The sequence below is a fragment of the Erythrobacter donghaensis genome, assembly GCF_002155425.1.
GTDB classification, from domain to species: domain Bacteria; phylum Pseudomonadota; class Alphaproteobacteria; order Sphingomonadales; family Sphingomonadaceae; genus Erythrobacter; species Erythrobacter donghaensis.
Genome location: NZ_MUYG01000009.1, coordinates 429600 through 450033 on the forward strand (window position 1 = coordinate 429600; position 20434 = coordinate 450033).

Below are 20434 nucleotides of genomic sequence, written 5' to 3' on the forward strand. Positions count from 1 at the left end.
GTTTGAACCGGCGCGGCGCGGGAATCAACCCGCCTGCGTCAGGCTGAAAGGAAGGCGGCGATGGCCTCGCCCAGCTCGGGCTGGGTGACGCTGTTCATGTGGGTGCCGGGCACCTCGATATAGCGCGCATCGGGGAGCAGCGCGGCAAGCTCGCTGGCCGAGCCGTTGTCGTCATCCGCATCGCCGCAGATCGCCGCGACAGGCATGGTGACATTGGCGAGCAGCGCTAGGTCGAAATCGTCCATCGCATCGAGCAGCAGCCGCGCCGCGATCCGGTCGATGCCCTGCGACTTGAGGAATGTGCGCGCAGTGAAGGCCGGATCGCCGGGGCGGATGGTGTCGAATTCGTCGATCACCCGCTTGAAGAAATCCGCGCGCCGCTCCCACCCGGCCAGCCCCGCCACACCCATGCCGCACAGCGCCAGACGACGCGGTTCGAGAATGCCGTGGGCGACCGCATGGGTCGCGGTGCGTGCGCCGAGCGAGAAGCCGACGAGGTCGAAGCCCCCCGGCTCCAACGCCAAATGCTCGGCCAGCGCGGCAACATCGCGCACCAGCACGCCCGGCGGATAGGCGCTCGGCCCGCGCGGGGCCTCGCTCTCACCATGGACGCGGAAATCGAGCATGATCGCCCGAAAGCCCGCCGCCGCCAGCCGCGCGCCGTGGCCCCACTTGATCCAGTTCATGTGCGCGGAGGAGAACAGCCCGTGGAGCAGGATCACCGGACGCCCCTCGCCCTCGATGTGATAGGCGAGCCGGGTGCCGTCGAAGCTGGCGAAGTCTTCACGCATCACGCCGCACCAATCCCTTTTGCTCCATCCGCCACTGCGCCATCGCGATGCGATCCTGCCCGAAGAACGGCTCGCCACCGAACACAAGGGTCGGCACGCCCCAGTGACCCGCCGCTTCGAGCGCGGCCTGATTGGCGGCGATTTCGGCATCGAGCGCCTCCGCCTCGGCGGTCGCTTCGGCATCGAGTTCGGCAAGATCAAGCCCGGCGCGCGCTGCCGCTCTGGCGAGGTGCTCGCCTTCGTGCCAGCCTTCAGCTCCGCCCCAGATCAGCTGTGCGGCCTCATGCGCGAAAGCGAGGCCCTTGCCGCGCCTTGCCGCCGCCTGCCCCAGCCGGGTGATGCGGTAGATATGGGGCTGCTCTGCCGCGATGGTCCGTGTCATCAGATCCTGCACGATCGGATCGGGCCGCGGCGCACCGAAGGCAATGCCCTCAAACTGCGCCACCCGCAGCACATCGCGCAAGGTGTAGCCGAGCCAGTTGGGGTGATTGCGTTCGAAGAAATCGGGCTGCCGGATCGCCAGCGGGTAGACCGGGCGCAGGGTGATCGCGAGATCATAGGCCTCGGCCATGGCCCGGTAACGCCCCACCGCAAGATAGGAATAGGGCGAACGAAAGCTGAAAAACAGATCGGCCTGGAGCGTCATGCAATGTGCCTCAACGGAAGAAGCACTGCGTACCGGCATAAAACATCTCGACCTTGTCGCCGGTCACGAAACCGCCGATCGCTTTGCCCAGAGCGAATTCCTCGCCCAGCGTGCTGCCTTCGACCTTGGCGAAGCCGGGCGCCGCTTCAAGCGTCGCACGGGGCGATCCCAACTGGACATCGCCCGGAAGCCGGATGGTTCCGCGTGCCGCGGAATCGCCGTCCTGCGGCGTGTGCCAGTTCCAGCCGACCAGCCGTCCCTGCTGGAAATGCGCGGTCAATCCGCCGCCGAAATCAGTGAAGGTCATAGGCCCCGCCCCGCATTCGGGGTTCTGCCCACTGCGCAGCACTGGCCCGAGCGCGGCGGCGAGCGCCGCTTCAACCTCCTGCTGCCCGGCGGCGAAGTAGAACGCCTCGGCCCCGGCGGTCAGGCCCTCGGCGCGCAATTCGACCATGTCGGCGGCGACCGGCGCCTGCGCGCCCTCGCCCTGCTGGCGTTCGGCCGGGCTCGGCACGTCACCGCTGTCGCAGCCCGCCAGCGCGAGCGCGCCGGCCAGCATCACGAGTGGCATTCGCATCGTCATCGCTCCGTCCCTTGCCACCACGCCGCGCCGCGCACCCACGGCAGCGCCAGCACCGCGCCGAGCCCCGCTAGCGCCATATCCTTCTGCGCGTCAAACATGTCGCCCTGTTCGCCGTTATAGGCCCCGGCAGCCTCGGGGGCGAGCGCGAGGGTCAGGCTCCATTCGAAGATCTCGTAGACGCCGCCCACCGCCAGCACGGCGGTGACCGCGAAGAACAGCGCCATCCGCGCCGTAAGCCCCCAATATCGCACCCCCGCCTCGACCAGCGGCGCCGTCGCCAGCACACCGAAGGCGAAGTGGACCAGCCGGTCGAAATGGTTGCGTTCCGCGGTCAACGCGGGAAGCCACTCGCCATAGGGTACGAAGCTGTAGGACCAGCGCGCCGCGAAGAGGTGCAGCATCACGAAAGCGGTCATGCACGCGGCCGAGGCGTTGCTCACCGGCGTGCGGCGCAGCGCGCGCCACGCGAATGGCAGGCCGATTGCCACCGGCCCGACCTGCAGCCATGTATTGCTAGGATAGAGCGCGCCCCAAGCACTCAGCGGAATGCCGAGGGCCACCACCGCCAGCATCCCGGTCTGTGCCCGTGGCAAAGACGGCATGGTAACGGGGTCAGCCCTTCTTGAGATGCCGCCGCCCGAGCAGTTCGGCGATCTGCACCGCGTTGAGCGCGGCACCTTTCCGCAGGTTGTCCGAGACGCACCACAGGGTGATCCCGTGCTCCACCGTTGGATCGTCGCGCACCCGGCTGACGAAGGTCGCGGCATCGCCGACGCATTCGATCGGGGTGACGTATCCGCCATCCTCGCGCTTGTCGATCAGCATCACGCCGGGGGCTTCGCGCAGGATGTCCATCGCGGCCTCGGCGCTGAGCTCGTTCTCGAACTCGATATTCACCGCTTCCGAGTGGCCGACGAACACCGGCACGCGCACGCAGGTCGCGGTCAGCTTGATCTTGGGGTCGAGGATCTTCTTGGTCTCGACCACCATCTTCCACTCTTCCTTGGTCGAACCATCGTCGAGGAAGGTATCGATGTGGGGGATGACGTTGAAGGCGATCTGCTTGGTGAACTTTGCGGGCTCCACCGGATCGCCGACGAAGATCGCGCGGCTCTGGGTGAACAGCTCGTCCATCCCCGCCTTGCCCGCGCCCGAGACCGACTGGTAGGTCGAGACGACCACGCGCTTGATCGTCGCGGCATCGTGCAGCGGCTTCAGCGCCACCACCAGCTGTGCGGTCGAGCAGTTGGGATTGGCGATGATGTTGCGCTTGGTATAGCCGTCGATCGCATCGGGGTTCACTTCCGGCACGATCAGCGGAACATCGGGGTCCATACGATAGAGCGACGAGTTGTCGATGACGATACAACCAGCCGCCGCCGCCTTGGGGGCATATTCCTTGGCCGGGCCCGAGCCTGCCGCGAACAGCGCGATGTCCCATCCGGCGAAGTCGAAATGCTCGATATTCTTGCACTTGAGCATCTTGCCGGTGTCGCCGAATTCGACTTCCGTGCCGACCGACCGCGACGAGGCGACCGCGGCGACCTCGTCGCACGGAAACTCGCGCTCGGCCAAAACCTGCATCATCTCGCGCCCGACATTGCCGGTCGCGCCGACCACTGCCACCCGGTAACCCATGTGAACTCCTGCAATCCTCCGAGCCAGCCGTCACCCTGAACTTGTTTCAGGGTCCATCCGGCCGCTCACGCCGCCGCTCTATGGTGCGAGATGGATGCTGAAACAAGTTCAGCATGACGAATAGCTATGTCGAGAGAAGAAAATTACTTCGGAGGCGTTACTTCGTGCCGCTGGAGAAAGCGGAAGATCGAGTTCCACACATGCGGACCGATGTTCGGGCCGGAGACGCGGTGGGTGTAGCCGGGGTAGAGCATCATCTCGAAGGGCGTGTTGCTTTCCTGAAGCACGCTGATGAGTTCCGAGGAGTTTTCGAACACCACATTGTCGTCCGCCATGCCGTGGATCAGCAGCAGGGGATCGGCGATCTTGGTGGCTTCGGGGATCGCGCTGGCTTTCTCGTAAGCCTCGGGCACCTCGCGCGGATCGCCCATGTAGCGCTCGGTATAGTGCGTGTCGTAGAGCTCCCAGCGGGTCACCGGCGCGCCGGAAATGCCCGCCGCATAAAGGCCAGGGTCGGCCTCGAGCTGCTTCAGCGTCATGTAGCCGCCATAGGACCAGCCATAGATCGCGACCTTGTCGGGATCGACGAAATCGAGGCTCTTCAGCCATTCCGCCCCCGCCTTCTGGTCGCGCACCTCGGCCCCGCCCATCGCGCGGTAAAGCGGCTGTTCGAAGTCCACGCCCCGGTTGGCCGAACCGCGATTGTCGAGCACGAAATAGACATAGCCCTTGTCGACGATCGACTGCGCGAGCGCCCCACCCCAGCCCTTGGTCACCATCTGCGGCCCCGGCCCGCCGTAATGGCTGAAGAACACCGGGTAGCGCTTGCCCGGCTCCATCTTGGGCTTGAGCATCATCCAGTGCAGCGGCGTGCCGTCCTCGCCGGCAATGGTGCCGTATTCGGGGGTCACATGGCTCGCGAGGAAGGGCGCATAGGGGTGATCGCCCTCGACCCGGTTCTCCTCGATCCACGCCACCCGCGCGCCATCGGGCGTGGCGAGATAGGACTGCGGCGGCTGGGCCGGATTGGAACGGCTGACATAGAGCAGCCTCCCCGCGCCATCCATGCTCGCAGAATTGGTGAAGTCGGGATCGGTGAGCAATTCCGGCTCCCCCGTCCCGTCCAGCCGGGCGCGGTAGATCTGCTGGGTCAGCACATCCTTGGTCGCCTGATAGGTGAAGGTGCCCGCCGTCTCGTCCACGCCGACAAGGCTGGTCGTGGGCGAGGCGCCAGAGGTAAGCTGCTGCCACTGGCCGTTCGCATAGCGGTAGAAATGGCCGTAGCCGTCCCGCTCGGACCACCACAGCAGCGATCCATCGCCGAGAAGGCGGTAATTGTCCGAGAGGTTCACCCAGTAATCGGGCCGCGCGGCGTCTTCGGTGAACCAGATCTGCGAGGCACCCGTCGCCGGATCGACCTTGAGCATGTCGATCTTTGTCTGCGCGCGGTCCTGCCGCTGGACATAGATCGCGCTGCCATCCGGCGCCCAATCGACCCGCGCGACATAGATATCGAGGTCGACGCCGAGATCGACCTTCACGCTCCCCGTCCCGTCGGGGTTTATCACGAACAGTTCGACCACGGCATTGTCGGTGCCCGCCGCCGGATAGCGCTGATCGAACACCTTGGTGCCCGTGGCGCCGATCGCCGCGCGGGTGACGATGCCGACCGCGGCTTCATCGGTGCGCTGGACGACGATGCGGCTGTCGTCCGGGCTCCACCAATAGCCCTGCAACCGCGCCATTTCCTCCTGCGCGACGAATTCCGCCTCGCCCCAGCGGATCGTCTCGGCCTCGTCTGCTGGCGTGATCGGGGTGGCCTCTCCGCCGACCGGGCCGACCCACAACCGCCGGTCGCGCACGAAGCTGACGAAGGCACCCTTGTTCGAGAGCTTGGGGTTGAGTTCGGTGCCCTCGGTATCGGTCAGCTGCGTCACCGTGCCGTCCAGCTTGGCGAGGAACAGGTCGCCATCCAGAGGCACCAGCACGCCGCTGCCATCACTCGCCCACTGGTAGGAGATGATGCCCTTCAGACTTCCGACGCGCGCGCGTTCGCGCTGCATCTTCTCGTCCTCGGACAGTTCGCGGCCCGATCCCAGCGCCTCGGAATCGACCAGCATCCGCCATTCGCGGGTGTCGATGTCATAGCCCCACAGGTCGTAGCGGTCGCGATCATCGGCGCGGTTGCGCAGCAGGGTGAGATAGCGCCCGTCCGGCGAGAGCTTCACCTGGCGCGGCGCGGGGCCATCGAGACCGGGGGAGGCAAAGACGCGTTCAAAGGTAAGCGGGGGAGCAGCTTCAGCCATCGTGGCGGTCTCCGCCAGCACGGGCGTTGTCAGACAGGTGGAGAGGGAAAGGGCAACCGCAGCAAGAACCGAACGCATTCAAAGCTCACCTCGTCATGGCAGACCGCACAGGTTGCGGTGCGCTCCGTTCCTCGCAACCGCGCGGCGCAAAGGCAAGAGGCACGAACGAAAAGGGCGGCCCCGCAGAGCCGCCCTTCGCAAATTCACAAGCTTGAAAAAGCCTTACGCCTTGGGGGCGTTCATCTTGCGCTCGACGATACGCGCGCTCTTGCCGGTGCGGCCGCGCAGGTAATAGAGCTTGGCGCGACGCACCACGCCGCGGCGAACCACGGTGATGCTCTCGACGATCGGCGAGTAGAGCGGGAAGACGCGCTCGACGCCTTCGCCGAAGCTCATCTTGCGCACGGTGAAGTTCGAACCCATGCCGCGGTTCGAACGGGCGATCACGACGCCTTCATAGTTCTGAATACGCTCGCGGTTGCCTTCCTTCACCTTCACGCCGACGCGGACGGTGTCGCCAGCGCGGAATTCGGGGATGTCCTTGCCGGACTTGGCGATTTCTTCGGCTTCAATCTGCTGGATCAGGTTCACTGGTCCGGTTCCTTAGTTTTGCGCCGCGCGCCAGAGGCAGGCTGGACCCGAGCGCCCTCATAGCGCTCCCACAAGTCCGGCCTGCGTAACCGTGTGTCGTTCTCGCTTTGCAGCTTTCGCCACGCCGCGATCTTCGCATGATCCCCCGATCGCAGCACTTCGGGGATCGTGCGCCCTTCCCATTCCTGAGGTCGGGTGTAGTGCGGGTATTCGAGAAGGCCGTTTTCATACGACTCCTCGGTCCCGCTCAAGGCCGCGCCCATTACGCCGGGAAGCAGCCGAATGCAAGCGTCAAGGATGGTGAGCGCCGCCATCTCGCCGCCGGAGAGCACGATGTCGGCGAGGGAGACCTGCTCGATCTCCGGCCGGGCCTCGAACAGGCGCTCGTCGAAGCCTTCGAACCGCCCACACAGGATGATGACGCCGGGGCCTTGGGCGAGTTCGCGGATGCGCGCTTGCGTGATGGGTTTCCCGCGCGGTGTCATGGCGAGGATGGGGCGTTTTCCTCCCCTCCCCTCGGGGAGGGGATCGAGGGGTGGGGGCTCGGCGTTGGCGGAGGCAGAGCGTCCCTCGACCGCCGAACCCCCATCCCCAACCCCTTCCCCCTGGGGAAGGCGCTTTTGAACGCTATCCAGAGCCCTCCCCAGCACATCGCACTTCAGCACCATCCCCGCCCCGCCGCCAGCAGGGGTATCATCAACGGTCCGGTGCTTGTCCTCGGCAAAGTCGCGGATCTGCACCGTATCGCAGGCCCACTTGCCTTCGGCCATCGCGCGGCCTGCGAGCGACACGCCGAGCGGCCCGGGGAACATTTCGGGGTAGAGCGTGAGAATAGTGGCGGCGAAGGTCATGTCAGCTCCGCGGGTCCTGTTGCGTTTCGCTTCTCGCCCTTGCGATGCTCTTGCGAGCGACAACGAATGCAAGAGGCCAGCCGACAAGCGTCACGATAGCGGCGCATACCATTAAGGCGTCAATCGCCCCGCTGTTGCGATTGTCATCCATAACCGCGACGAGAAGTATCAGCAGCGGTGTCAGCACCACAGGCAGAGTCCCAATTGCTGCTAACAAACTGACGCCGAGCTTTGGGAGAAAGACCTCTACATCGGGCGCCGTCCGGCGAGAAAGCCACAGCCCTGCCAAGCTCACTGCAACCCCGAGGATCAGTCCGCCAGTTACGGGCTCGTCCATGAAACCCCATCCTTCGCCCGCATATCGACCGTCAGCTCGAACACATCAGGCCGCGCGTAGTGTCCGTCCGTATCAAGATTCGCCAATCCTGCCGAGACTTCGCCAAGGTCGAGCTCCACCAGCAAAGTCTCCTCCCCCTCGCCCGCCTGCGCGAGCACGCGGGTATCGGGGGCAGCGATCAGGGAGCCGCCGCGGTTGAGCACTTGCGCGGGGATCGCCTCCAGCAACTCGCGCGCCGCCTCGTCACCACCAACCCGCTCCAGCCCGTCGAGCAAATCGTCCTTCATCTGCACCAGCCCCGCCGCCAGCACGAAGCACCGCCCCTCCATCGCATAGTGCCTTGATGCGATCTGGTGGCTCTCGCGCACCGTCGGCCAGGCGGCGATATGCACGTCCTCGCCGAGATTATGCATCGCCGCGCGAGCGAGCGGCATCCAGTGCTCCCAGCAGATCAGCGTGCCGAGGCGGCCCCACTCCGCCTGATGCACGCCCAGCGTCGAGCCATCCCCGCGCGCCCAGATCAGGCGCTCACCGTGGGTCGGCACCAACTTGCGGTGGTCCATCACCGGCAGGCCCGGACGGAAGGTCAGCTGATTGTTCACAAGGCTGCGCCGAACCCGCTCATGCGCGCCGATGCTGATGATCGCCCCGCTCGCATCGGCCAGTTCCTGCAACGGCAGCAGCCGCGCGTCATTGGCGACCACGGCTTGTTCAAGCATGATCGCATGGAGCGCGCGCGTGCCGGGATGGTCCCACAGCGCCGCGCCGGGCGCCTCGTCGAGCCACAGCGGATAGCCGCCCAGAAAGGTCTCGCCAAAGGCCACGACCTTCGCGCCAGCCTCAACGGCATCCCGCGCGAGGCGCAGGGCCTTGTCGATCCCCGCAGAAAAATCGAGCGGGATCGGAGCGGCCTGAACGACAGCGACGGCCAAAGAACCTGGAAGCGTGGTCATGCCCGCCGCTTACGCGCGCAAATCAGCCTCCGCAACCGCCGCAGCCGCCGCCGCAGCCCGAGCCGCCGTCGCTGCCACCGTCGCCCCCGCTGTCGCCGCTCTGCTGGCGCAGCGCATGGACCGGCTCCCAAGGCGTGCCGACCAGCACCCCGGTGCCGAACAGCGCCACCGCCATCGCCGCCTCGTCCGGGCGCGGGGCCTGGTTGAGACGGCCGTTGCGGTGCCGCAGTTCCTGCACCGCCGCCACGCCTGCCGCGGTGCGCGGGTCGCAAGTAGCATAGCGCATCACCGCCAGCACCACGGTCAGCACCAGCAGCGCGACCAGAAAGCCGGTCGGCTCACCCAGCGCGCCGCCCGCTCGCTGGCGGTAGAGGCCGAGCAGGAACAGGATAACAAACGGCAGAATTGCGATCAGCCGCAGCCGGGTGTGCTCCTCGGGCCGCAGCAGCAGGCCCGCCCGGCACAGCCGCGCTGCCACACGCTCGGCATGGACTGCCACCGTCCGGCGCGCATCGGCGAGCGTCACCGGCGCATCGGTCGCCAGCAGCGCCCGTGCGGCTGGCGTCACCGGATGATCGCGCGCCGCAATCCGGAGCTTGCCCTTTTCCGCCTCGACCAGCGCGCCGCGCACATAGAGATCCGCCAGCAGCGAATCGGCCAAGCGCCGCCGCCCGCCAGCCAGCACTGCCACGCTTTCGAGATCATGGGCCTCGCCGCACCGCCCCGCTTCGCGCAGGATGGCGGGCAGCCGCCATGCCAGCGCGCTCGCCAGAGCGAGCATGACGCTGTAAAACAGCAGAAAGTCGCTGCCCGTCCAGGACGAGAACAGCTGCATCACATCATCCTTCCCGCGAGCCATCCTGCCACGAAGACAGCGAGACCCAGCGCCAGCGCGACCCGGCGTGGAAGCATGATACCATCGAAAAAGTTAACGCGAACTCCCCGTGGGTCGATGGCAAAACGCCTATGCGCGTCAGGCCAGATATCGGCCGGAGGCAGCGCGCCGAAGGCAGCTTCGTAAGCTGCGAGCGTATCGGCATATTGTCGGTAATATCGCTCACGCTCGACCGGGCCGCCGGCTGTGGGGCCATGGTGCAGATCGGCGCGCAGGACCTCGGGGCAGAAGCTTTGCCAGTAATCGCGGCTATAGGTGAGGTGGAGATGCCAGGCCTGATCGACCGCATCGGACGGCGTGACCGGGTGCCCGGCGGTGACGGCGAGATAGCAGAAGCGCTTGTATTCGCCGATCACCCGTTCGGCGTGGGCTTCGTCCCAGCGGTTCTCGCGGGCGAGCCGGGCGGCGAAGGTCAGCGATGCGTCAGGAGGGCCGATGTGGTGGTCGGCGATACGTTGCCACAGCGCGGTATCCTCGGCGCGCATGTCGCACCCCGCCTATTCGAACACGCTGGTATCGAGCACGGCCGAGCGATCGAGCCGCCGCTGCGCAAGCCAGGCGACCGGCAGGGCAACCAGCACGAGCGCCAGGACCATCACCAGCAACGCACCCAGCAGGGTGCTGCTGGCGGGTATTCTGCGCATCCCGGTGTCGGCCAGCAACACTGGAACGATCGTCACCAGTGCACCGCCAAAAGCGCAGCCTGCGACCCGGACGAAGCGCTCGGCAGAGGGCCAGAACCACGAGGCCAGCAGCACTGCGCCAAGCGTCGCAAAGGCGCAGCTCAGGCAATAGGTCAGCATGAGAAACAGAAATGCGAGCATCGCCGCCTAGTCTTCGGCGAAAGCAGCCGCGATCACAAGCCGGTGTTGATCCCATTCCGGCACGGCTGTGGGGACCATCGGGACCATGAAGGTCTTGGGCCCCTTTTCAGGTGCCGGGTCGCGGGCAATTTCGATGATGTCGGTCGCACCGAAATTCTCGATCGCGGCGACCGTGCCGACAGGATCGCCCGCGTCGGTGATCACGGGAAGCCCGAGCAGATCGGCGTGGTAGAATTCACCCTCGGCCAGCGGCGGGAGCGCATCGCGCGGGACGCTGAGCGCGGTGCCGCGCAGCTTTTCGGCATCGGCGCGGCTGGTGCTTTCGGCGAAGCGGGCGATCCCGCCGCCCTTGCCGTCGTCGCGCACCTTGACCAGCGTGAGCGCGCCATCGTTGAAGCTCTTGTGTTTGGCGAGCGTCGCAACGCCTTCGCCAAACAGCTTCAGACGCACCTCGCCCGCCACCCCGTGCGCGCCGATGATGGCGGCGAGGGTGACGGGCGCGGGCATAGTAGCTTAGCCTTCGGCCTGTTCTTCGGCGGCGGCTTCTTCAGCAGGCGCTTCTTCAGCAGCAGGGGCCTCTTCAGCGGCAGCTTCTTCAGCAGCGGGCGCTTCTTCGGCGGGCGCTTCTTCGGCCGGGGCAGCGGCAGCGGCCTTGGCTTCTTCTTCAGCGGCGCGCTTGGCTTCTTCGGCTTCGGCGATCTTGGCGGCACGCTCTTCAGCACGCTCCTTGGCCTTTTCGCCCGGCTCGCCCTTCTTGGGGTTCACGCGGGCCGCACGCTCCTTGATGCCGGCGGCATCGAGGAAGCGGGCCACGCGGTCGGTCGGCTGCGCGCCGACGCCGAGCCAGTAGCGGGCGCGGTCTTCGATCAGCTTCACGCGCTCGGGCGAGTCCTTGGCGAGCAGCGGGTTGTAGGTCCCGATCTGCTCGAGATACTTGCCGTCGCGGGGCGAGCGGCTGTTGGCGACGACTATGCGGTAATAGGGACGCTTCTTGGCACCGCCGCGCGAGAGCCGGATGGAAATCGACATGATGTTACCTTTCGATTGAACTTGAACTGTTGAACTGAAACTTCTGACTTGAAACTATTTCTTGCGGGGCGGACCACCGAGACCGGGCAGACCTCCCATCCCGCCACCGCCGAGGCCGGGCAGGCCGCCGGGCGGAAGGCCGCCCATGCCGCCCATGCCGCCGCCCATCGGACCGCCGCCGCCACCGAACATCGCAGCGAGGCCCTTGAGCCCGCCCATCTTCTTGATCTGCTTCATCGCGCGCGACATTTCCTGGTGCATCTTGAGCACCTTGTTGACCGTCTGCACATCGGTGCCGCTGCCCGCCGCGACGCGCTTCTTGCGCTTGGCGTTCATCAGGTCGGGATTGGCGCGTTCCTTGGCGGTCATCGAGGAGATGATCGCTTCCATGTGAACCAGCACCTTGTCGTCCATGCCGCTCGATTGCATCGCGGCCTTGGCCTTCTTCATGCCCGGCATCATGCCCGCCAGCATCCCCAGCCCGCCCATGCCGCGCATCTGCTTGAGCTGCATGGCGAGATCGTCGAGGTCGAACCTGCCCTTCTCAAGGTTGCGCGCGAGCTTTTCAGCGTCCTCTTCCTTGATCGTCGCGGCGGCGCGCTCGACCAGGCTGACGACGTCGCCCATGCCGAGGATGCGGTCGGCGACCGAACCGGGGCGGAAAGGCTCGATCGCGTCGAGCTTTTCGCCGGTGCCCGCGAACTTGATCGGCTTGCCGGTGACCGCGCGCATCGAGAGCGCGGCACCGCCGCGGGCATCGCCGTCCATGCGGGTCAGCACCACGCCGGTCAGCGGCACTTCGCTGGTGAAGGACTGCGCGACGTTGACCGCGTCCTGACCTGTCAATGAATCGACAACCAGCAGCACTTCGTTGGGCGCCGAAACGCTGGCGACAGCCTTCATCTCGGCCATCAGCGCGTCGTCAACGTGGAGGCGGCCCGCGGTGTCGAGCAGCAGCACGTCGAAATTCTGAAGCCGCGCGGCTTCCATCGCGCGGCGGGCGATGTCGACCGGCTGCTGGCCTTGCACGATCGGCAGGGTCGCGACATCGACCTGCCCGCCGAGCACCGCCAGCTGCTCCTGCGCCGCCGGACGGTTGACGTCGAGCGAGGCCATCAGCGCCTTCTTGCCGTGGCGTTCGCGGATCAGCTTGGCGAGCTTGGCGGTGGTGGTCGTTTTACCCGAACCCTGCAGGCCGACCATCATGATCACGACCGGCGGCTTGGCATCGAGCTTGAGGCCTTCGACCTCCATCCCGCCCAGCGTTTCAACCAGTTCGTCATGGACGATCTTGATCACCATCTGGCCGGGGGTGACCGACTTCAGGACATCTTGGCCGACGGCCTTTTCGGTGACGGAATCGATGAAGCGGCGGGCGACGGGGAGCGCGACGTCGGCTTCGAGCAGCGCGATCCGCACTTCGCGCATGGCGTCGCGCACGTCCTGCTCGCGCAGCGCACCGCGGCCCTTGAGCTTGTCAAAGACCCCGCCAAGACGGTCGGACAGCGTGTCGAACATCGCCAACTTCTCCTGCCGGGAGCCTTGGCCGCCCGGAAAATGCGAAAAACGCCGGCGGACGAAACCTCGTCGGCCAGCGTTGCGAAGGGAGCTCCAGCAAGGAGCAAACTCTCCGACTTTGATCAGGATGACTGGTGGAGCCTAGCGGGATCGAACCGCTGACCTCAACACTGCCAGTGTTGCGCTCTCCCAGCTGAGCTAAGGCCCCGAGCCAGTCATCATGCCAGCAAGGCTAAGCGCCCTGCTTGCGGGAGGCGGCCATTAGTGGGGCCGACCTCCCTTGGCAAGCTTAAATTGATCGAACCGGACCAAATATCCTGACTTCGGACCGTCAGGGCTGATCCGGCCGGAACGCGGCCGCGAGCGCACGCGCGCGAGCCGCAGGTGCTCCGGCGCACCGCGCCGGAAACGCACCGAGGGAAGCGAAGCTGTGTCGCCAAAGGCGGCACACCGGCCGCGGAGGCGGCCCCGCAATCAATCAGCTCTCGTCGTCGTCGTCGTCGCCCGAAGTGGCCACACCGAGATCGTCGTCACCGCCGAGATCGACGTCGTTGTCGGGCGAATCGCCGTCCTCGTCGATGTCCTCGATGTCTTCCAGATCGTCGATGTCGTCATCGCCGCTGAGATCGGCGTCAGCCTCGACGTCCTTCTTCTTTTCGACTTCCTCGAAGGGAATCGGCTGCTTGGACTTGAGCACCGGCTCGGGCGACCAGTTCTCGCCGCATTCGATGCAGGTCACCGGATCGTCCTTGCCGAGATCGTAAAATCGCTCCCCGCACTTGGGGCAGGTACGCTTGGTACCCCATTCAGGCTTCGCCATCGTCATTCCTCAAAACGGGCCGGCCCTGACAGGGCGGGCCCAACAGCTGCAAAATCGTGGGTGGATTGATCGGAAAAGTGGGCTCCGGCAAGCCCTTTATCAAGAGCCCGGCGGACAGACGCGGCGCGCCTTGCCAGAAGCGCGGGGCGCTGTCAAAGACCGCGGCCTTATGACCAGCCATCGCTTTAGCGCCGCCGGCCCGCTGACGGGCGCCATCCGTGTCCCCGGCGACAAGTCGATCAGCCATCGCTCGTTGATGTTTGCAGGGCTCGCCGTCGGGCGCAGCCGCATCACCGGGCTGCTGGAGGGCGAGGACGTGCTGGCGACCGCTGCGGCGATGCGGGCCTTCGGAGCGCAGATTGCGCGCGGGGATGACGGCGCATGGACGGTCGATGGCGTGGGTGTCGGCAGCCTCTTGGAGCCGAAGCAGGCGCTCGACATGGGCAATTCAGGCACGTCGACGCGGCTGCTGATGGGCCTTGTCGCGAGCCATGCGATCACCGCGACCTTCACGGGCGATGCGAGCCTCTCGGGCCGCCCGATGAAGCGCGTGATTGATCCGCTTTCGCTGATGGGCGCAAGTTTCGAGGCGAGCGCGGGCGGCACCCTCCCCCTGATGCTGCGCGGCGCGAACCCTGCCGTGCCGATCACCTACCGGCTCCCGGTGGCGAGTGCGCAGGTCAAAAGCGCGGTGCTGCTCGCCGGCCTCAACACCCCCGGCATCACCCGCGTGATCGAGCCCGTCCACACCCGCGACCATACCGAGCGGATGCTGACCGGCTTCGGCGCGAAGCTCGAAGTGGGTGAGGAGAAGGGCGAGGCCGTTATCAGCATCCACGGCGAGGCCGATCTGAAGCCGATGGACGTGGTGGTGCCGGGCGATCCCTCCTCCGCCGCTTTCTTCATGGTCGCAGCCACGCTGGTGCCGGGGAGCGATCTCACGATCCTGAACGTCGGCCTCAACCCGACCCGCGCGGGCCTGCTCCACGTGCTGCGGCAGATGGGCGCGGACATTGAGGAGGTGCACGCGCGCGAAGTGGGCGGCGAGCCGGTCGCAGACCTGCGGGTGCGCCATGCGCAGCTTTCGGGCATCGATGTCGATCCGGCCATCGCGCCTGCGATGATCGACGAGTTTCCGGTGCTGTTCGTTGCCGCCGCGCTTGCGCAGGGCACGACCCGCACGACCGGCCTTGAGGAACTGCGCGTCAAGGAAAGCGACCGCCTCGCCGCGATGGCCGCCGCGCTTACCGCCGCGGGCGCGCGGGTGGAGGAGCACGAGGACGGCCTCACCATCCACGGCACCGACGGCGAACCGCTCCGCGGCACAGCGAACGGGCAGGTCAAATCGTTACTCGATCACCGCATTGCCATGAGCATGGCGGTGGCAGGCCTCGTCAGCGAGGGCGGCGTGGACGTCGACGACATCAGCCCGATCAATACTAGCTTCCCCACTTTCATGGGTCTGCTGGCCGAGGCGACGGCGTGACAAAAGGCCTCGTCTCAACCATCATCATCTTCACAGGTGGTTTTCTTGGTTGGGCCATCTACCGCCATTTCTCTGGTGGGGCGCCGATCACTTTGGCGGAGATCATCCTTATCTGCGTCGCAGCGCCCTTGGCTGGAGCTGTGCGCTGGCTCACTCACGACAAGTTACGTGATTGGCTGCTGCGCAAGGCATCTCGCGAGAAGCATGATCGGGAGCAGCCATGAATACCCCGCTCGACTGGCCCAGCATCATCGGACTTGCCGGCACCGCCTGCATCATCGGTGCCTATGCCTATCTGACGCTGGCAAAGGCGACTAACCCCTTCCTGCTGCACGGCACCAACCTGCTCGGCGCGGCGCTGCTGACGGTCAGCCTCGTCTACCACACCAACTGGGCGAGCCTCGTGCTCGAATTCTTCTGGGCCGCGATCGCGATCTACGGGTTGGCGAAGGCGTGGCGCAATCGGGCGGGCGAGGATAGGAGCGGGGGATGAGCCGCACCTTGCAGCACCTCGGGCGAACACCGCTGACGCGCCGGATCGTGGCGGCGGCGATCCTGCTCGGCGCGGCGGCAGGGGTGACATGGCTGCGCGCCGAGAGCGATCAGGTGTGGATTGAGCTGGGGCTCAACCTGTTTGCCGCATGGGCCGCCTTCGGCTTTCTCCACTTCCGCTGGCGCAAGCGCGAGCAGACCGAACTGACCCCGGCCAAGGCAGAGGACATCTTCTCATGAGAACGCTTTTCGCGGCGCTGGCCGCTTTCGCATTGCCCGCTGCGGCGTGGGCGCAGACCACCGTCCTCCCCACCGATCCCGCCGCCGACTGGTCGGTCGCCACCTCCGAACACCGCATCGCGGTCGAGGGCGGCAAGGTCTGGGCGCGGGTCAACGGCACCATCGGCGAGGGCGCGACGCCCGTCATCATTATCCACGGCGGCCCCGGGGGCACGCATGTGAACTTCGGCGGCCTGCTCAGCCTCGCCGACCAGCGCCCGGTGATCCTTTACGACCAGCTCGACAGCGGAATGTCCGACCGGCCCGAAAACCCCGCCAACTGGCGCCCCGAACGCTTCGTGGCCGAACTCGAGGCTATCCGCCGCGAACTGGGCGTCGAGCGCTGGCATGTGATCGGCCATTCCTGGGGCTCGGCCCTCGCGCTCGAATATGCCGCCGCTTATCCGCAGCACACCGCATCGGCGGTGCTGAGCGGCACCTTCCTGTCGACGTCGCACTGGATCACCGGCACCAACCTCTTGATCCGCGACCTGCCCGATGACGTGGCGGCCACGATCCGCGCCTGCGAGGGGCCCACCCCGCCCGCCGCCGAAGTGTGCGAGCCCGCAACTGCCGCCTTCTACGCCGCCTACAACGGCCGCGCCGACCGCCCTGCCCCCTCCCCTGAGGCGCTCGCCTATCGCAAGCGCTATGGCGGCAAGGGCTTCAACGCCACGGTCTACAACGCGATGTGGGGGCCGACCGAATTCCGCGCCTCGGGCTCGTTGGCGAGCTACGATGCCTCGGGGCTGCTCTCCCGCGTCGATGGCAGCCGCATCCTCTTCGTGGTCGGCCAGTATGACGAGGCGCGGCTCGACACCGTGCAGGATTTCGTCGCGCTCACTCCGGGCGCGGAACTCGCGGTGGTGCCGGGCGGCAGCCACGCCTTCATTTCCGAGCGTCCCGTCGTCGCCGAAGCGATCTACCGCGACTGGATGAGCCGGATCGACGCGCGGGAAGCCGCCAAATGATCATCGCCGTCGACGGCCCGACCGCATCGGGCAAGGGCACCATCGCCAAGGCGCTGGCCGCGCATTTCGGCCTGCCGCATCTCGACACCGGGCTGCTCTACCGCGCGGTCGGGCGGCAGGTGCAGTTGGCGGGCGGCGATCCCGACGACCCCGCAACCGCGCTGGCCGCCTGCGACTTTGCCGACAGCCTGCTCGAAGACGAGATCCTGCGCTCCGAAGAGGTCGGCGGCTATGCGAGCCGCGTCTCGGTGCATCCCGATGTGCGCCACGCCCTGTTCCAGCGCCAGCGTGCCTTCGCCACGCAGCCGGGCGGCGCGGTGCTCGACGGGCGCGATATCGGCACAGTGATCGCGCCCGAGGCCGAGGTGAAGCTCTATGTCACCGCCAGTGTGCAGGAACGCGCACGGCGGCGCTGGCTGGAGATGACGGGCCGCGAGATCGACATCCCCCTCGCCGAAATCGAGCGCGACATCGCCGCCCGCGACGCGCGCGACATTAATCGCACCGACGCCCCCTTGCGCGCCGCTGCCGATGCGCTGGTGATCGACACCACCCATTTCGGCCGCGATGCCGCGATCGAGGCCGCGATCGAGGCGGTAGTGGCGCGGATCGGGTAGGCCGGGTTTTCCTTGCTTTTCGAAGCCGTCTCGCCTAGGCGCGCCCCCGTTCTCGCAATCCAATCTGGTTGAAAGAACCTGCACGTCGGCATGGGGCCACGCGCAGAAGTCTGCCTCTTGCCCCGCCAGCCCCGGCAATGGTGCCTGGGAAGCGGAGAAAGACCCCGGAAAAACCGGTGGCCGGTAGCACAACGAAACAGGACTCTGATCGACTATGGCGAGCACTGCCAATCCCACCCGCGCCGATTTCGAGGCGCTTCTCAACGAACAGCTCGGCGGCGCCGGCGATGAAGGCTTCGAAGGCCGCGTCGTCAAGGGCACCGTCACCGCGATCGAAAACGGCTTTGCCGTCATCGACGTTGGCCTCAAGAGCGAAGGCCGCATCTCCCTCAAGGAATTCTCGCGTGGCGAGGACGACCACGGCCTGACCGTCGGCGGCGAAGTCGAAGTCTTCGTTGACCGCGTCGAGAACGCCGATGGCGAAGCCATGCTCTCGCGTGACCGCGCCCGCCGCGAAGCCGCGTGGGACAAGCTGGAAAGCGAATTCGGCGAAGGCAAGCGCGTCGAAGGCCGCATCTTCGGCCGCGTCAAGGGCGGCTTCACCGTCGACCTCGACGGCGCCGTGGCCTTCCTCCCCGGCTCGCAGGTCGACATCCGCCCCGTGCGCGACGTCACCCCGCTGATGGACGTGCCGCAGCCCTTCCAGATCCTCAAGATGGATCGTCGCCGCGGCAACATCGTCGTTTCGCGCCGTGCGGTGCTCGAAGAAACCCGCGCCGAACAGCGCAGCGAGCTCATCAATGACCTGGTCGAAGGCCAGATCATCGACGGCGTGGTCAAGAACATCACCGATTACGGTGCGTTCGTGGATCTCGGCGGGATCGACGGGCTGCTGCATGTCACCGACATGAGCTACAAGCGCGTCAACCACCCGAGCGAGGTCATCAATATCGGTGACACCGTGACCGTGCAGATCGTGCGCATCAACGCTGAAACGCAGCGCATCAGCCTCGGCATGAAGCAGCTCGAAAGCGATCCGTGGGATGGCGTTGCTGCCAAGTACCCGGTCGGCATGAAGCTGACGGGTCAGGTGACCAACATCACCGAATACGGCGCCTTCGTGGAGCTGGAAGCGGGCATCGAAGGCCTTGTCCACGTCAGCGAAATGAGCTGGACCAAGAAGAACGTCCACCCCGGCAAGATCGTCTCGACCTCGCAGGAAGTCGACGTGATGGTGCTGGAGGTCGACAGCGACAAGCGTCGTATCAGCCTTGGCCTCAAGCAGGCCCAGCGCAATCCGTGGGACGAGTTCGCCGAGAAGCACCCGGTCGGCAGCGAAGTCGAGGGCGAAGTCAAGAACGCCACCGAATTCGGCCTGTTCATCGGCCTCGATGGCGACGTGGACGGCATGGTTCACATGTCGGACATCGCCTGGGGCATCTCGGGCGAAGACGCGCTGGCGCTCCACCGCAAGGGCGAGATGGTCAAGGCCATCGTGCTCGATGTCGATGTCGACAAGGAGCGCATCAGCCTCGGCATGAAGCAGCTCGAAAAGGGCGCGCCTTCGGCTGAAGCCGCCACCACCGGCAGCGCGCTGCGCAAGAACCAGACCGTCACCGTCACCGTGCTCGAAGTGCGCGACGGTGGGTTGGAAGTGCAGGTTGGCGAAGACGGTGCGACCGGCTTCATCAAGCGCAGCGACCTCGGCCGCGACCGCGACGAACAGCGCCCCGACCGCTTCCAGGTCGGCAGCAAGATCGACGCAATGGTGATCGGCTTCGACCGTTCGAAGAAGCCCAACTTCTCGATCAAGGCCCGTCAGATCGCCGAAGAAAAGGAAGCGGTTGCGCAGTTCGGTTCGTCGGATTCGGGCGCTTCGCTCGGCGACATCCTCGGCGCCGCGCTCAAGAAGGGTCAGGATTGATCGTGAGGCGCTCGCCCATCCGGGCGAGCGTCCTCGGGTAATCCGCGTTGGAATTCAGGCCCGTCTGCTCACCCGAGCAGGCGGGCCTTTCCTATTACGAATCGGAGGCGTAAACTCGCTCCCATGATCCACGTTCATCAATTCTCCTGTCTCAGCGACAATTACGGTTTCCTCGTCCACAATTCGGTGAGCAAGGAAACCGCCGCGATCGATACCCCCGATGCCGCCGCCTATCTGCGCGAGGCCGAGGCCAAGGGTTGGCGCATCACCCAGATCTGGAACACCCACTGGCACCCCGACCACGCGGGCGGCAATGCGGCGATCAAGGATGCGACCGGGTGCACGATCTATGCTCCGGCGGAGGTCGAGGGCAAATTTCCGGTCGACCATATCGTTGCGCATGATGACTACGTCGCGCTCGGTGAGCACCGCGCGCGGGTGATTGATGTCTCCGGCCACACCAATGGCCACATCGCCTATCACATCGTCGAGGAGGGCATCGCCTTTGTCGGCGACAGCGTGTTCGCGCTCGGCTGCGGACGGATGTTCGAGGGCCAGCCCGAGCAGTTCTGGAACAGTCTCGAGCGGATCAGGCGCATGTCGACCGCGACCAAGCTCTACTGCGCACACGAATACACCGCATCCAACGCCCGCTTCGCGCTCTACGCCGATCCCGACAACGCTGCTCTGCAGGCCTATGCCGAAGAGATTGCAGACAAGCGCGCCCGGGGCGAGCCGACGGTGCCGACCACTCTGGCGCGCGAGCTCGCCACCAACCCCTTCCTGCGCGCCGATGACCCCGCGATGATGGCTCGCTGGGGCGGCAATGCTCCGCACGAAACCTTTGCCGCGCTCAGAGCGGCCAAGGACAATTTCTAGGACG

The 20434-nt window shown here is 66.1% G+C and carries 25 protein-coding genes and 1 tRNA gene; 8 read left to right on the top strand and 18 right to left on the bottom strand.

The features are described from left to right. Window positions 1-38: 38 nt before the first annotated feature. The 18 genes from BZF59_RS08325 to BZF59_RS08410 all read right to left on the bottom strand — a co-directional run bounded on the left by BZF59_RS08325 (window position 39) and on the right by BZF59_RS08410 (window position 13782). Window positions 39-791: an alpha/beta fold hydrolase gene (locus BZF59_RS08325; RefSeq protein ID WP_086607780.1), complete on the bottom strand. Its 753-nt coding sequence runs from the start codon at window positions 789-791 to the stop codon at window positions 39-41. Further along, window positions 784-1437, bottom strand: coding sequence for a DsbA family protein (locus BZF59_RS08330; protein ID WP_086607781.1), 654 nt, complete (start codon window positions 1435-1437; stop codon window positions 784-786). The genes BZF59_RS08325 and BZF59_RS08330 overlap by 8 nt, the downstream gene beginning before the upstream one ends. A gap of 10 nt (window positions 1438-1447) precedes the next feature. After that, window positions 1448-2014: a hypothetical protein gene (locus tag BZF59_RS08335; RefSeq protein WP_086607846.1), complete on the bottom strand. Its 567-nt coding sequence runs from the start codon at window positions 2012-2014 to the stop codon at window positions 1448-1450. A 2-nt stretch (window positions 2015-2016) separates the two neighbouring features. Next, window positions 2017-2622 carry a DUF2238 domain-containing protein gene (locus BZF59_RS08340; RefSeq protein ID WP_086607782.1) on the bottom strand — a complete coding sequence of 202 codons (606 nt, stop codon included), beginning with the start codon at window positions 2620-2622 and terminating at the stop codon, window positions 2017-2019. Between the two features lie 10 nt (window positions 2623-2632). Continuing rightward, on the bottom strand, window positions 2633-3658 hold the full coding sequence (locus BZF59_RS08345; protein ID WP_086607783.1) for an aspartate-semialdehyde dehydrogenase: 1026 nt from the start codon (window positions 3656-3658) through the stop codon (window positions 2633-2635). 143 nt (window positions 3659-3801) lie between these two features. Beyond that, the gene (locus BZF59_RS08350; protein WP_086607784.1) at window positions 3802-6042 is read right to left on the bottom strand and encodes a S9 family peptidase; all 2241 of its coding nucleotides are present in this window, start codon (window positions 6040-6042) and stop codon (window positions 3802-3804) included. Window positions 6043-6186: 144 nt separating this feature from the next. After that, on the bottom strand, window positions 6187-6555 hold the full coding sequence (rplS, locus tag BZF59_RS08355; protein WP_086607785.1) for a 50S ribosomal protein L19: 369 nt from the start codon (window positions 6553-6555) through the stop codon (window positions 6187-6189). Continuing rightward, complete coding sequence (gene trmD, locus BZF59_RS08360) at window positions 6552-7406, bottom strand: tRNA (guanosine(37)-N1)-methyltransferase TrmD (RefSeq protein WP_086607786.1); 855 nt, start codon at window positions 7404-7406, stop codon at window positions 6552-6554. Before trmD ends, rplS begins: the two co-directional genes overlap by 4 nt. A 1-nt stretch (window position 7407) precedes the next feature. After that, on the bottom strand, window positions 7408-7743 hold the full coding sequence (locus BZF59_RS08365; RefSeq protein ID WP_086607787.1) for a hypothetical protein: 336 nt from the start codon (window positions 7741-7743) through the stop codon (window positions 7408-7410). Further along, on the bottom strand, window positions 7728-8696 hold the full coding sequence (locus BZF59_RS08370; protein ID WP_086607788.1) for a carbon-nitrogen hydrolase family protein: 969 nt from the start codon (window positions 8694-8696) through the stop codon (window positions 7728-7730). The genes BZF59_RS08365 and BZF59_RS08370 overlap by 16 nt, the downstream gene beginning before the upstream one ends. Window positions 8697-8718: 22 nt before the next feature. Beyond that, window positions 8719-9555, bottom strand: a complete 837-nt coding sequence (locus tag BZF59_RS08375; protein WP_086607789.1) for a TIGR04222 domain-containing membrane protein — start codon at window positions 9553-9555, stop codon at window positions 8719-8721. Beyond that, window positions 9531-10076 carry a glycine-rich domain-containing protein gene (locus BZF59_RS08380; RefSeq protein WP_086607790.1) on the bottom strand — a complete coding sequence of 182 codons (546 nt, stop codon included), beginning with the start codon at window positions 10074-10076 and terminating at the stop codon, window positions 9531-9533. The genes BZF59_RS08375 and BZF59_RS08380 overlap by 25 nt, the downstream gene beginning before the upstream one ends. A gap of 12 nt (window positions 10077-10088) precedes the next feature. Beyond that, window positions 10089-10415 carry a hypothetical protein gene (locus BZF59_RS08385; protein ID WP_086607791.1) on the bottom strand — a complete coding sequence of 109 codons (327 nt, stop codon included), beginning with the start codon at window positions 10413-10415 and terminating at the stop codon, window positions 10089-10091. A gap of 6 nt (window positions 10416-10421) precedes the next feature. Then, on the bottom strand, window positions 10422-10922 hold the full coding sequence (rimM, locus tag BZF59_RS08390) for a ribosome maturation factor RimM (protein WP_086607792.1): 501 nt from the start codon (window positions 10920-10922) through the stop codon (window positions 10422-10424). A gap of 6 nt (window positions 10923-10928) precedes the next feature. Then, window positions 10929-11444 carry a 30S ribosomal protein S16 gene (gene rpsP, locus BZF59_RS08395; RefSeq protein WP_086607793.1) on the bottom strand — a complete coding sequence of 172 codons (516 nt, stop codon included), beginning with the start codon at window positions 11442-11444 and terminating at the stop codon, window positions 10929-10931. 54 nt (window positions 11445-11498) lie between these two features. Continuing rightward, window positions 11499-12962, bottom strand: a complete 1464-nt coding sequence (gene ffh / locus BZF59_RS08400) for a signal recognition particle protein (protein ID WP_086607794.1) — start codon at window positions 12960-12962, stop codon at window positions 11499-11501. Window positions 12963-13094: 132 nt separating this feature from the next. After that, window positions 13095-13170 (bottom strand) — tRNA-Ala (locus BZF59_RS08405). A 270-nt stretch (window positions 13171-13440) separates the two neighbouring features. Further along, complete coding sequence (locus tag BZF59_RS08410) at window positions 13441-13782, bottom strand: TIGR02300 family protein (RefSeq protein ID WP_086607847.1); 342 nt, start codon at window positions 13780-13782, stop codon at window positions 13441-13443. A 169-nt stretch (window positions 13783-13951) separates the two neighbouring features. Here BZF59_RS08410 and aroA point away from each other — a divergent pair, with 169 nt between their 5' ends. From aroA to gloB, 8 genes are all read left to right on the top strand, one after another. Continuing rightward, window positions 13952-15268: a 3-phosphoshikimate 1-carboxyvinyltransferase gene (gene aroA, locus BZF59_RS08415; protein ID WP_086607795.1), complete on the top strand. Its 1317-nt coding sequence runs from the start codon at window positions 13952-13954 to the stop codon at window positions 15266-15268. Continuing rightward, window positions 15265-15492, top strand: coding sequence for a hypothetical protein (locus BZF59_RS08420; RefSeq protein ID WP_086607796.1), 228 nt, complete (start codon window positions 15265-15267; stop codon window positions 15490-15492). The genes aroA and BZF59_RS08420 overlap by 4 nt, the downstream gene beginning before the upstream one ends. After that, entirely contained in the window at window positions 15489-15761 is a 273-nt protein-coding gene (locus tag BZF59_RS08425; protein WP_086607797.1) for a CBU_0592 family membrane protein, read from the top strand. The genes BZF59_RS08420 and BZF59_RS08425 overlap by 4 nt, the downstream gene beginning before the upstream one ends. Beyond that, window positions 15758-16000 carry a hypothetical protein gene (locus BZF59_RS16045; RefSeq protein ID WP_143738126.1) on the top strand — a complete coding sequence of 81 codons (243 nt, stop codon included), beginning with the start codon at window positions 15758-15760 and terminating at the stop codon, window positions 15998-16000. Before BZF59_RS08425 ends, BZF59_RS16045 begins: the two co-directional genes overlap by 4 nt. Then, complete coding sequence (locus BZF59_RS08430) at window positions 15997-17010, top strand: proline iminopeptidase-family hydrolase (RefSeq protein ID WP_245806076.1); 1014 nt, start codon at window positions 15997-15999, stop codon at window positions 17008-17010. The genes BZF59_RS16045 and BZF59_RS08430 overlap by 4 nt, the downstream gene beginning before the upstream one ends. Then, window positions 17007-17627 (top strand): (d)CMP kinase, encoded by a 621-nt coding sequence (locus BZF59_RS08435; protein ID WP_086607799.1) that lies wholly within the window; start codon window positions 17007-17009, stop codon window positions 17625-17627. The genes BZF59_RS08430 and BZF59_RS08435 overlap by 4 nt, the downstream gene beginning before the upstream one ends. A gap of 214 nt (window positions 17628-17841) precedes the next feature. Further along, window positions 17842-19551 (top strand): 30S ribosomal protein S1, encoded by a 1710-nt coding sequence (gene rpsA / locus BZF59_RS08440; RefSeq protein ID WP_086607800.1) that lies wholly within the window; start codon window positions 17842-17844, stop codon window positions 19549-19551. A gap of 123 nt (window positions 19552-19674) precedes the next feature. Beyond that, entirely contained in the window at window positions 19675-20430 is a 756-nt protein-coding gene (gene gloB, locus BZF59_RS08445) for a hydroxyacylglutathione hydrolase (protein WP_086607801.1), read from the top strand. Window positions 20431-20434: the final 4 nt, after the last annotated feature.